We start from the raw sequence: 12,539 nt of genomic DNA on the forward strand, positions 1-12,539 counted from the left end.
ACTGACTAGTTCAGTTTATTTTTTTCCGCAACCCCATGCAAGTCGCGCGAAAAAGTGCGGAATCGGACCCTTGGCTTGCCGCTAAGGGCGGGGTATGACATGGCGCAATATAGGAAAACACAGCCCCGGAGTGCAGGGATGAGCGATACAGACAGTTTTATTGATGAGGTGACCGAAGAGGTTCGCCGTGATCGTCTGTTCATTCTGTTGCGCCGCTGGGGATGGGTTGGCGCGCTGGCCGTTGTCGCAATCGTTGGGGGGGCGGCCTTCAACGAATACCGCAAGGCACAAAACTCTGCAGCCGCTCAGAGCCTTGGAGATGCCATTCTTGCGGCGCTGGATGAAAATCAATCCGCCGAGCGGGTTGCCAAACTGCAAGGCGTGCCCGCAGACTCTGCGGGGGGCGATGCGATCCTGAACATGCTGATTTCTGCCTCTCAGATGGAATCCGGTTCACAGGCCGAGGCCGTGGACAGCCTCAACAAGATCGCCGTTCAGGGGGAACTTCCGGAAATCTATCGCTCGATGGCGGCGTTCAAGGCGCTGCTTTTGCAAAGTGACAGCATGCCAGTCGCCGATCGTCGCCAGCAGTTCGAGGCTCTGGCAACTCCGGGCGCGCCCCTTCGTTTGCTGGCAGAAGAACAATTGGCGCTGATCGATGTTGCCGAAGGTGATGCAGATGCCGCTCTGGAACGGCTGCAGGCGCTGCGTCAGGATGCCGAGGCCAGTGTAGACTTGCAACAACGTGCCGCTCAGTTGATTGTGGCGCTTGGCGGCAGACCGGACGCTCTTGCAGGGCAACAGGGCTGATCCCGGCCGAAAGAACGACAAACACGACAGGCGAGTTCAGAAAATCATGGTAGCAAATATCTTTTCCCGCATGGGATTGCCGGTTGCGGCATTGGCACTGACCGTTCTGACCGCATGTGAAGAATCCGAAGTTATTCTGCCTGGTACCCGTGAGGATATTCGCCCGTCGACCGAAACCGGAACTGTGCAGACTCAGGGGTCCAAGCCGATCAGCATTCCGGCGCAAAAGGCGAATGCCAGCTGGGAGCAAAGCCCCGGAACTGCTGCTTTCCGGACCACCAACGCCGCACTTCGCAGCGCACCGCAACGCATCTGGTCGGTATCGATCGGCAGTGGCGATGCGCGTAAACAGCGGATTACGGCAGATCCGGTGGTCGCGGGCGGCCTGATCTATACGCTGGACTCCGCCGCAACCGTTTCCGCTGTGTCGCCTCAGGGCGGCATCGTGTGGCAGACCGACCTGATCCCGTCGCGCGACAGCGAGGCTGAGGCAACAGGCGGAGGAATGGCCTATTCGGGCGGTATTCTTTATGTCTCGTCGGGTTTTGGCCGGTTGACCGCGCTGGATGCCAGAACCGGTGCGGTTCGCTGGCAGAAAAAGCTGGCCGCAACCGGCAGTGGATCGCCGCTGGTAAAGGACGGCCTTTTGTATCTGGTGGCGGGTGATGACACCGGTTGGGCGGTCAACACCAAGGATGGCCGGATCGCATGGCAGATCGAGGGGACACCAAGCGTCGGCAACGTTCTGGGCGCTCCGGCACCGGTTCTGGCCTCAGATCTGGCAATATTTGCCTTTGGGTCTGGGGATGTGGCCGCCACGTTCCGCAAGGGTGGAATTCGTCGCTGGAACGCGTCGGTCGCAGGTGGGCGGCAGGGCCGCGCCGCTGCACAGATCGTTGACGTGACCGGTGGCCCGATGGTTTCGGGAAACACCGTCTATATCGGCAACCACTCGGGTCGCACCGTGGCCTTTGCCGCCGACTCGGGTGAACGGATCTGGACGGCGGATGAAGGGGCGGTCGATCCCGTCTGGCCTGTTGGCAACAGCGTCTTTCTGATCAGTGACCGCAGCCAGCTGGTTCGTCTGAACTCGGCAGACGGTTCCATCGTTTGGGCAAAGGACCTGCCCGGGTTCGTCAAAGACAAGCCCCGGAAACGGGGGGTTATCTATGCCAACTATGGCCCCATCATGGCGGGCAGTCGGGTCATCGTTGCAACAAATGATGGATATCTGCGGTTTTATAACCCGACAGATGGCACTCTGATAAACCAGGTCGAAGTCCCTGGCGGAGCAACCACAGCGCCGGTTGTAGCTGGTCAAACCCTGTATGTGGTTTCGACCAAGGGCGAACTGCACGCTTTCCGTTGACGGCAAGATGCGCTAAAGGGCGCGTCTGAGTCTTGAAAGTATAGTGACATGTCCCTGACCCTCGCCATCGTGGGGCGCCCGAATGTGGGCAAATCCACTCTGTTCAATCGCCTTGTGGGCAAACGTCTGGCTCTGGTCGACGACCAACCCGGCGTAACGCGCGACCTGCGCGAGGGCGAAGCGCGGTTGGGCGATCTGCGATTTACCGTGATCGACACGGCAGGCCTTGAGGATGCAACCGACGACAGCCTGCAGGGGCGGATGCGCCGACTGACCGAGCGCGCCGTGGATATGGCTGACGTGTGCCTGTTTATGATCGATGCGCGGACGGGCCTTACGCCAACGGACGAGATGTTCGCCGATATCCTGCGCAAGCGTTCGAAACACGTGATCCTTGCCGCCAACAAGGCTGAGGGTACCGCGGCGGATGCCGGTGTGCTGGAGGCATACAACCTTGGCCTCGGTGAACCGATCCGCATGTCCGGTGAACACGGCGAGGGGATGACCGACCTTTATACCGTGTTAATGCCGATTGCTGATGCGATGGCTGAAAGGGCTGCTGAGGACGCACCCGAAACAGATATCGAACTGGAAGAGGGTGACGAAGGTGAGGTGCCGGCCATCACTGCGGCCAAGCCGCTACAGGTGGCTGTGGTCGGGCGACCCAATGCGGGTAAATCCACGCTGATCAACAAGATCATGGGAGAGGATCGGTTGCTGACTGGCCCCGAGGCCGGGATTACGCGCGACGCGATCAGCCTGCGGATCGAGTGGGGCGGCACTCCTATGCGCATCTTCGACACTGCTGGTATGCGCAAAAAGGCAAAGGTGCAGGAGAAGCTTGAAAAGCTCTCGGTCTCGGACGGTTTGCGTGCCGTCAAGTTCGCCGAAGTCGTGGTGGTCCTGCTGGATGCGGCGATTCCGTTTGAACAGCAGGACCTGCGCATTGCAGATCTGGCTGAACGCGAAGGCCGCGCTGTGGTGGTTGCCGTCAACAAGTGGGATGTCGAGGACAGCAAGCAGGAAAAACTACGCGACCTGAAACAGTCCTTTGAACGCCTGTTGCCGCAACTGCGCGGCGCGCCGCTGATTACGGTTTCGGCCAAAACGGGCAGGGGGCTGGATCGGCTGCATGCAGCGATCCTGCGTGCGCACGACGTCTGGAACCGCCGCGTGCCAACCGCCGCCTTGAACCGCTGGCTGACTGGCATGCTGGAACAGCATCCGCCCCCGGCGCCGCAGGGCAAGCGGATTAAGCTGCGTTACATGACCCAGGCCAAGACGCGCCCACCGGGATTTGTGGTGATGTGTTCACACCCCGACAAGATGCCCGACAGTTATTCCCGCTATCTGGTTAACGGCCTGCGCGAGGACTTTGATATGCCCGGCACGCCGATCCGTCTGACCCTACGAGGTCAGGGGGACAAGAACCCCTACAAGGGACGGCGCAAGAAAAATGCCGGTGCTCTGGCCAAGCATCTGAAGGGCAGGGCGTAACTGCGCCAATTTTCAGCGTTTTTGTGCATGGGGCGTGACACGCCCCGCGCATGGCGTTAGCATTCACGTGCGTGCATTTGTTTTCGCACGCTGCTTGCGTGCGCGTGATGCGTAACTAGTTTTGAAACGAATTTGAACCGGGCCATCGTGGGGAACAGGCTGGATGGATCTGAGGGATTACACAAGACAATACGCGGTACAGGACAACAGGCTTGCCGCACTCAGTTACTTTGGGACTTTCGCGGTATATTTCGCGTCACTTGCGCTTGCGATCGCCTATGTCGATACGTGGTATATCATGATCCCGGCCGGTGTCGTTTTTGCCTTCGCCGCCGTGCGCCTCTACGTCCTGCAACACGATTGCGGTCATCATTCACTGTTCGAGACGCGAAAGCAGAATGAATGGGCCGGGCACGGCCTGTCGCCATTTACCTTTGCGCCGTTCGAAGTGATGAAGCAGAACCACAATCTTCATCACGCTGGTATTGGTAACCTTGAGCACCGTGAAACCGGTGAAATCCACACCATGACTTTGCGCGAATGGAACGAGGCGGGCTGGAAGACGCGTCTGTTCTATCGTCTGTATCGCAACCCATTCATTCTGGTACCGGTTGGCGCGATCTTTACCTACTTTATTCGATACCGCTGGCCGAAAAACACCATGCGGTTCGGGATGAAAGGCGTGCTGCTGCACAACCTGTCCATTGTCGTGTTTCTGGGGCTGCTCTGGCTGATCGCCGGAACTACGGGCATTCTGGTCTGGCTGGTGTTTTCGTTGCTGGGCGGAATGTTGGGCGTCTTTCTTGTGTATCTTCAGCACAACTTCGAAGACACCTATTGGGATCGTCGGCCTGAACTTGACCCCAAGGTGGCGGCGCTGCAGGGCTCGTCAGCGCTTGATTTCGGTTGGTGGTTCGACACTGCGGTTGCCTGCATCACCCTGCACGATATTCACCACTTCAATGCGCGGATACCATCCTATCGGCTGCGCGCCTGTCACTATAATCTGCCGCCGGAATACACGCCACGCCGGATCAAATTCCCCGAGGCGGTGGCGGCGCTTAACCTGAAACTGTGGGACGAGGATGCCAAACGTCTGGTGCCTTTCCCGAAGACCGGTCAGAACGCAAGGTTGGCGCCAAGTGGCTGAAACCACGCAATTGAACACCGGGCGAGTGCCGCTTGCAAGTTTGTATATGCCGTGTATATACGAATGTGCAGGGGAGTAATGGAAAGGACCTGAAATGACACCAGTTACCAACGTGCGGGGCGTGGGAGAGACACTTGGCAACGCTCTGGCAGCCAACGGCATCAAATCCGCGGAGGACATGGCAAAGGCCACGGTCGAACAACTGGTGAAAGTTCCCCGTATTGGTGCTGCCCGCGCGGCGCGCCTGATTGCCGCTGCCAAAGAAGCTGTCGCAGCAAAACCTGCTGCAGCACCCGCGCGTCGGGCACCTGCGCGCAAAACAACGACCCGCAAGCCTGCTGCGCGCAAACCTGCAACGCGCAGGACCACGGCCAAGACCACCGCTGCGAAAAAGGCCGAAGCTGAGCGCAAGGCAGCAGAAGAACGTGCAGCCGCCGAAGCACGAGCAGCCGCCGAACTGGCAGAGGCCAAGGCCAAGAAAAAAGCCAAGGCCAAGGCCAAAGAGGAAAAAGCCGCCCGAAAAAAGCTTGAGATGGAAGCCGCGTTCAAAAAGGCCAAGGAAAAGGTCAAGGAAAAGTCCAAAAAGGACAAAAAATCCAAAAAGTCCAAGAAGGACGTAAAGAAAAAAGACGACAAGAAAAAAGACGACAAGAAAAAGAGCAAGAAAAAAGCGAAGAAGTAAGCCTTCTTCGCTCATTCAATCGCAAAAAGCCGGCGCTGCCTCAGGCAGGCCGGCTTTTATTGTCAGGCCAGTGTGCCGTCTAGTTGCAGCACACGCTTGCCGCCCAGATAGGGCACCAGAACTTCAGGCAGGGTAACGGTGCCGTCCGCATTCTGGCCGTTTTCCAAAACCGCGATCAGGCAACGCCCGACTGCCAGACCCGAACCGTTCAGCGTGTGCACATGTTCCGGCTTGCCGCCGCCTTCGGGGCGGAAACGGGCGTTCATGCGACGGGCTTGAAACCCTCCGCAAGTCGAAACCGAGCTAATCTCGCGATAGGTGTTCTGGCCAGGCAACCATGCCTCGATGTCATAGGTCCGGCGCGCGCCGAAGCCCATGTCACCCGTACACAGGATCACAGTGCGGTAGGGGATACCAAGCTTTTCCAGAATCCCCTCGGCACAGCGCAGCATCCGTTTCTGTTCGTCGTCCGAATTGTCCGGATGGGTGACCGAGACCATCTCGACCTTTTCGAACTGATGCTGGCGCAGCATGCCCCGCGTATCCTTGCCTGCCGACCCGGCCTCGGACCGGAAGCACAGCGAATGAGAGGTGTAGCGGCGTGGCAAGTCGCTTTCGTCCATGAGCGTATCATTGGCAATATTGGTCAGCGAGACTTCGGATGTCGGGATCAGCCACCACCCCTCACGGGTCTGATAGCTGTCTTCACCGAATTTCGGCAGTTGCCCAGTGCCCTGCATCATTTCGGACAGAACCAGAACGGGGCCATTCATCTCGGTCAGCCCATTCTCGTTGATGTGTGTGTCCAGCATGAACTGGGCGAGAGCCCGGTGAATGCGTGCCACTCCGCCCGACATCAGCACAAAACGCGACCCGGACAGCTTGGCCGCCGTTTCGAAATCCATGCCGCTTTGAACGCTCTCGATCTCAAAATGCTCTTTGGCGGCAAAATCGAATTCAGGCGGAGTGCCCCAGCGGCTGATTTCGACATTGTCGTTCTCATCCGCACCTTCCGGCACATCATCTGCGGGCAGGTTGGCAATGCGGGACAGCTGATCGCTCAGCAATGCGTCCAGATCCTTGGCTTCAGTCTGCATCCGCGCCACTTCGGCCTTCTTTTCGGCCACCAGCGCGCGCAGACGCTCGAATTCGGCTTCGTCGCCACGGCCCTTGGCTGCGCCGACTTCTTTGCTGGCCTTGTTCTGTTCAGCCTGCGCGGTTTCCGCCGCCAGGATCTTTGCCCGTCGGCTTTCATCCAACCGCAAAAGGTCTGACGACACCGGCGCGTCCCCGCGGCGCGCAAGGGCGGCGTCGAAGGCGGCAGGGTTTTCGCGAATGGCGCGGATGTCGTGCATGGGTCAAATCCTTGAACGGTGAATCACTACAGCCGCTTATGCACCATCTGACAGGCAGGGTGTAGCACTGCCTTTGCGGTTGTGAGACGCCAGCGTGATATTTTTCAACTAGGTGCTGGCGTCCTTTGTGGTGTCGTGCGCCAAATGGCCATCCCATTCTTCTTCGGGGATTTTCGGCTCTGGCGGATCGGCCATGTACGAGGGCGTCATGATCTGCACTTTGTTCTCGTTGAAAACGGCCACGATGTTGCGATGCAGGTCGGATTTGATACGCGGTATGAACGCGCCACGGGTCGTATAGGCGTTGATCTGATAATTGATCGCGTAGTCGGCCAAAGCAGTCCACAGGACAAAGGGTTCGGGTTTGGCCTTCAGCCCTTTGGTCCGGCGCGCGGCTTCGATAAGCATCGCGTCGACCTTGGCGGGTGGTTCTTCATAACCGATGCCGACAGTTGTGTGCAGCAACAGCCCGCTGCCGTCCGTCTTTTTCGAATAGTTCACGACGTCCGAGTTCATCAATTGCGCATTGGGAATAGAGATCAATTCGTTCTTGATGGATTTCAGATGCGTCTCCATCAGCTTGATCTGAACCACATCGCCGATATGTTCACCGATCTGAATCCGATCTCCGATCGAGGTGGACCGGCGATAGATGACGAAAAGCCCGGCCAGCATGTTGCTGACAACGGAATTGGCACCCAGAGAAAGCATTGCGCCAACAAGGATTGTCAGCCCCTGAAAGGCCGCTGAATCCGAGCCGGGTATATACGGGACGGCAAAGACCAGCGCGATCAGAATGACCACGACGCGGGCAATGTTGAACGTCGGATTGACCCAGTGCCGTTCAAAGTCGCCCAGTTCAAAGGTTCCTGCCTCGACCGCGTCGAAAAAGACCCGCAATCCCCGGATCACGTACTGAGTGACCAGCGCGATCAGGGCCAGCATGATCAGGTTCGGGATGTAACTGATGATGCCTCTGAAAATCAGCAGCACCGGCTCGGTCACATAGGTCAGCAGAAGCTGCGCAAAATACCGGGTCTCGGCAAAGGCCAGCAGGACGAAGGACAGGTAGTAGTAGAAGCCTATGAAAAACAGAACCAGCAGAACGAAGTTCAGACCGTATCGGATCAGGGCAGAAATGGCTTCGGCCTGAACCTGTTTGTTGGTAGCGGTTTCAACGTCTTTCAGATGGCGCTTGACGAATGCAATCGTGCGGCGGCGTATCCTACGGTGAAGCCACAGAATAACGAAGATCAGCACCGCGAAACCCAGCGTCCACAACCCCGCTTCGATTGCCCCAGACACACGCGCCTGTTCTGTTCTGTTGGCACGGTAGGAAATAATCGCCTCGCGGATCGCCTGCCCCTGCAAGGTGGAAAGAACGGGGACGTCCATCTGATCCAGTTCGCCATCCGCCTCGGTCACGATCGTGATCAACTCACCATCGGCGAATATCTGGATGCCAAGATCGGTTTCCTCGAAGGTGATTTCGACGTTGGTTGCTTCTGATGACTCCGCGACCTCGATGATCTTGTTCTGAACGCGTTCTACCCGCTCTGATGCGGGCAGAGCGCTGGAGCCGCGGATGTCGAACAATTCTTCGCCGTCGACGATCACCGGCGCGTGAAAGACCTCTTCTTCCGATTCCTCAGTCAGCTCTAAAGGTCGTTCGACTTCCTGAGCCGGTACAGCAGGTGCCCAAACAATCAGACAAAACGCCATACCCAGCGAGGCCATCAGAAACTGTATTGATTTTGCCATCTTTTCCCCTCTGACCAGACTATATCGGGGCGAGGCGAACTGCATAGGACATATCTGCAACGATCATTTATTGATTCAGCGCACAGGCGGGGCGCCACAACCTGATTTTTGGCTGGCCCGGCTACGCCATTGCTTGCAAACCCCCATTTCAGGGCATAGGTTCCCGCCAAATTTGCGGGGAAGACTTCCCCAAAGCACAAAATAAAGGAATATCCCATGGATGGTGGCGCAATCGCCCAGTTTCTCCCGCTGATCCTGATCTTTGCGATCATGTACTTTCTGTTGATCCGCCCTCAGCAGAAGAAAATGAAAGAGCATCAGGCCATGGTCGAGGCCGTTCGTCGTGGCGATCAGGTCGTGACCCAGGGCGGTCTGATCGGCAAGGTTTCGAAGGTCAAGGAAGGCGACAGCGAGGTCGAAGTCGAGATTGCCGAAGGCGTCAAGGTGCGCGTGGTAAAAGCGACGATCGCACAGGTTCTGAACAAGACTGAACCGGCGAAATAACTTCGTTCCGCAATCCCTTGAAAAGGCAGGGTAATGCTGCAAATTGATACCTGGAAGCGGGTTCTGATCTGGCTGGTCTGTGTGGTCGGCCTGCTCATGGCCCTGCCGAATGCGTTCTATACGCGCGTTGAACAGTCAAACGACGCCAAAGCCGCAATCGAGCTTGGCGTTGACACACCCGAGATGCAGGCCGTGGCGGCTCAATGGCCGAACTGGATGCCGTCGTCTCTGGTCAATCTTGGCCTCGATCTGCGCGGTGGTGCGCACTTGCTGGCCGAGGTTCAGGTGGGCGACGTCTACGAATCCCGTATGGAGGCGATGTGGCCCGAAATCCGGGACGCTCTGCGGGATGAGCGCGCGACCATCGGTACAATTCGCAAGCAACCTTCAGCCCCGGACGAGATTCGCATTCGGATCAGTCAACCCGAAGGCATGAGCCGCGCGCTGGAGGTGGTGCGTGGTTTGGCGCGGCCGATTCAGTCGCTCTCCGGCGTTGGTGCGTCGGACATCGACGTAAGTGCCGAGGGCGATACCATCGTTGTCCGGCTGTCCGAAGCGGAAAAGCTGGCGTCAGACGACCGCACCGTGCGGCAGGCGCTGGAAATCATCCGTCGCCGGATTGACGAGGTTGGCACGCGCGAACCAACAATTCAGCGTCAGGGCGCGGATCGTATTCTCATTCAGGTGCCGGGTATCGGTAGCGCGTCGGAACTTAAGGATATCATCGGTACGACGGCGCAGCTGACGTTCAATCCGGTAGCCGGGCGAGGAACGAACGCAGACGCTACTCCGGGCATCGGTGAAAAAATCATTCCTTCGCTGGACGAAGACGGTGTCTATTACACCGTTGAAGCGGCCCCGGTAGTAACCGGTGAAGAACTGGTTGATGCGCAACCTTCATTCGACCAGAACGGCCGTCCGGCCGTCAGTTTCCGCTTCAACACCTCTGGTGCGCGCAAATTCGGCGACTATACCCGTGACAACATTGGCGCGCCTTTTGCCATCGTTCTGGACGATGAGGTCATCTCGGCCCCAGTTATTCAATCCCACATTCCGGGTGGTTCCGGCATCATCACCGGTCGTTTCACCGTAGAGGAAAGTACCAATCTGGCGGTTCTGCTGCGCGCCGGTGCGCTGCCTGCGGGTCTGGAATTCCTCGAAGAACGGACCATCGGCCCGGAACTGGGGCAGGACAGCATCGACGCGGGTAAGGTGGCGACTATCGTGGCCTTTGTCGCAGTTCTGACTTTCATGGCGCTCAGCTATGGCTTGTTTGGCATCTTTGCCAATGTCGCGCTGATCATCAATGTCGGCCTGATCTTTGGCCTGCTTTCACTGATCGGCGCAACGCTGACCCTGCCAGGCATTGCAGGGATCGTGCTGACGGTTGGTATGGCGGTGGATGCGAATGTACTTGTCTTTGAACGAATTCGCGAAGAACTCAAAACCGCCAAAGGTCCATCGCGGGCTATCGATCTGGGTTATGAAAAAGCGTTGTCGGCCATTCTGGATGCCAACATCACGACTTTCATTACTGCCGTGATCCTGTTTGCAATGGGCAGTGGCCCTGTCCGCGGCTTTGCCATCACTCTGGGACTGGGCATCCTGACATCCGTGTTCACCGCCATCTTCGTCACGCGTCTTATGATCGTGATGTGGTTCGAACGCCGCCGCCCCAAAATGATCGAGGTTTGATATGAGACTGAGACTTGTTCCCAAGGACACCTCGTTCGATTTCTTCAGCCGCTGGAAAGTCTGGCTGGGCATATCGGCCTTGCTGATGGTGGTGGGCTTTGCCTCGTTCCTGATTCAGGGGCTGAATTTCGGCATCGACTTCCGTGGTGGCACCACGATCCGCACGCAAAGCGCGCAGGAAATCGATGTGGGCGCATATCGCGATGCAATAGCGCCACTGGAATTGGGCGATGTGACCATTACCGAGATTTTCGATCCGACTTTCGGGCCGGACGAAAACGTGGCGATGATCCGCATTCAGGCTCAGGCAGATGCCGAATCCGTCTCGGCCCAGACCGTCACGGCCGTCGAACAGGCGCTGACTGCGGCAGCACCGGATATTCAGTTCGTGTCGGTTGAATCCGTCGGCCCGAAAGTCTCGGGCGAACTGATCCAGACTGCCGTCATCGCGGTGGCTCTCGCGATTGGTGCGGTTCTGGTCTATATCTGGCTACGCTTTGAATGGCAGTTCGCGCTGGGTGCGGTGGCCGCGCTGGTACATGACGTGATTCTGACCATCGGCATCTTTTCGGAACTGCAGATTCGCTTCGATCTGGCGATCATCGCTGCGCTGCTGACCATCGTCGGCTATTCGCTGAACGATACCGTGGTTGTATTCGACCGGGTGCGAGAAAACCTGCGGAAATACAAGAAGAAGGACCTGAAAGAGGTTCTGAACATCTCGATCAACGAGACCCTCAGCCGGACGGTAATGACTTCGGTCACGACCCTGCTGGCGCTCATCTCGCTTTATGTGCTGGGTGGGGACGTGATCCGGGGATTTGTCTTTGCGATGATCTGGGGAGTGATCGTGGGGACCTATTCCTCGGTCTTCGTTGCCTCGACCATTCTGCTGTGGCTGGGTGTCAAACGCGACTGGTCCAAGCCGTCCAACACGGCAGGCAACCAGTATGCCAATATCGATGCCTGACGGCCTGATCCTTGCCCTGGCCACGCCCGGGCTAGGCTGGATGCTGTTCACGATCGGAGCCGCGGGCCTTGTCCGCGGCTTCACAGGTTTTGGAACGGCGATGATCTTTGTGCCGGTCGGCACGCAATTCCTACCCGCCGCCGAGGTTGTTTTTCTCATGGCGTCAACGGGCATTATTTCAACGCTGGCCCTCGCGCCTCAGGCTTGGCGGGAATGCGACAAAAGTGAAGTCAGCACGCTGGCGCTTGCCGCTGCGATAACCGTGCCGCTGGGGCTGTGGATCATGGTGCAGCTCGACGCGCTGGTTGTCCGCTGGATCGCCAGCGCAGTAATCGGGGCCACTCTGCTGGCCGTCGTGACGGGGTGGCGCTGGCATGGACGGCCGGGCTTGCCCGGTCGCCTTGCCATCGGGGGCGGCGCCGGAACTATTGGCGGGATGACTGGCCTGACAGGGCCGGTTGTGATCGTCTTTTACCTCGCCAATGCACGGGATGTGCGCAAGGTCCGGGCCAACACGATCATCTTCCTTGCCATGCTGGACATCGTGATCGTCGCCAACATTCTCATCGGCGGCCTTGCCAGCCCGGCCATGCTGTGGACTGCAGCGCTGCTGACCATTCCGTATCTCGTTACGACGCTGATCGGGAAAGCGTTGTTTGATCCCTCGCTGGAAAAGGTTTATCGCATGGCATCATACACCGTCATCCTGCTGGCCGTGATCTCGGGCCTGCCTCTCCTTGACTGAG

The 12,539-nt window shown here is 58.1% G+C and carries 11 protein-coding genes; 9 read left to right on the plus strand and 2 right to left on the minus strand.

Going from position 1 to position 12,539, the window contains the following annotated elements; translation table 11 throughout:
* Positions 1 to 138: 138 nt before the first annotated feature.
* From ACR0D6_RS06550 to ACR0D6_RS06570, 5 genes are all read left to right on the plus strand, one after another.
* Positions 139 to 810: a hypothetical protein gene (locus ACR0D6_RS06550; protein WP_480764916.1), complete on the plus strand. Its 672-nt coding sequence runs from the start codon at positions 139 to 141 to the stop codon at positions 808 to 810.
* Positions 811 to 856: 46 nt separating this feature from the next.
* Positions 857 to 2,179 (plus strand): PQQ-like beta-propeller repeat protein, encoded by a 1,323-nt coding sequence (locus ACR0D6_RS06555; RefSeq protein ID WP_480764917.1) that lies wholly within the window; start codon positions 857 to 859, stop codon positions 2,177 to 2,179.
* Between the two features lie 48 nt (positions 2,180 to 2,227).
* Complete coding sequence (gene der / locus ACR0D6_RS06560) at positions 2,228 to 3,676, plus strand: ribosome biogenesis GTPase Der (RefSeq protein WP_480764918.1); 1,449 nt, start codon at positions 2,228 to 2,230, stop codon at positions 3,674 to 3,676.
* Positions 3,677 to 3,839: 163 nt separating this feature from the next.
* Positions 3,840 to 4,826 (plus strand): fatty acid desaturase, encoded by a 987-nt coding sequence (locus ACR0D6_RS06565; protein ID WP_480764919.1) that lies wholly within the window; start codon positions 3,840 to 3,842, stop codon positions 4,824 to 4,826.
* A 94-nt stretch (positions 4,827 to 4,920) separates the two neighbouring features.
* Positions 4,921 to 5,508 carry a helix-hairpin-helix domain-containing protein gene (locus tag ACR0D6_RS06570; protein ID WP_480764920.1) on the plus strand — a complete coding sequence of 196 codons (588 nt, stop codon included), beginning with the start codon at positions 4,921 to 4,923 and terminating at the stop codon, positions 5,506 to 5,508.
* A gap of 62 nt (positions 5,509 to 5,570) precedes the next feature.
* Here ACR0D6_RS06570 and serS read toward each other — a convergent pair whose 3' ends face one another.
* Entirely contained in the window at positions 5,571 to 6,863 is a 1,293-nt protein-coding gene (gene serS, locus ACR0D6_RS06575) for a serine--tRNA ligase (RefSeq protein WP_480449935.1), read from the minus strand.
* Between the two features lie 108 nt (positions 6,864 to 6,971).
* Entirely contained in the window at positions 6,972 to 8,624 is a 1,653-nt protein-coding gene (locus ACR0D6_RS06580; protein ID WP_480764921.1) for a mechanosensitive ion channel family protein, read from the minus strand.
* A gap of 216 nt (positions 8,625 to 8,840) precedes the next feature.
* On the opposite strand from ACR0D6_RS06580, the gene yajC reads away from it, so the two are divergent.
* From yajC to ACR0D6_RS06600, 4 genes are read left to right on the plus strand one after another with little or no spacing between them, the layout of a single operon-like run.
* The gene (gene yajC / locus ACR0D6_RS06585) at positions 8,841 to 9,128 is read left to right on the plus strand and encodes a preprotein translocase subunit YajC (RefSeq protein WP_480449933.1); all 288 of its coding nucleotides are present in this window, start codon (positions 8,841 to 8,843) and stop codon (positions 9,126 to 9,128) included.
* 33 nt (positions 9,129 to 9,161) lie between these two features.
* Positions 9,162 to 10,823 (plus strand): protein translocase subunit SecD, encoded by a 1,662-nt coding sequence (gene secD / locus ACR0D6_RS06590; RefSeq protein WP_170651822.1) that lies wholly within the window; start codon positions 9,162 to 9,164, stop codon positions 10,821 to 10,823.
* A 1-nt stretch (position 10,824) separates the two neighbouring features.
* Positions 10,825 to 11,793, plus strand: coding sequence for a protein translocase subunit SecF (gene secF / locus ACR0D6_RS06595; RefSeq protein ID WP_170651824.1), 969 nt, complete (start codon positions 10,825 to 10,827; stop codon positions 11,791 to 11,793).
* Positions 11,774 to 12,538 (plus strand): TSUP family transporter, encoded by a 765-nt coding sequence (locus ACR0D6_RS06600; protein ID WP_480764922.1) that lies wholly within the window; start codon positions 11,774 to 11,776, stop codon positions 12,536 to 12,538. The genes secF and ACR0D6_RS06600 overlap by 20 nt, the downstream gene beginning before the upstream one ends.
* The last annotated feature ends 1 nt before the right edge of the window (position 12,539 follow it).

Source organism: Ruegeria sp. BJ6, assembly GCF_056537885.1.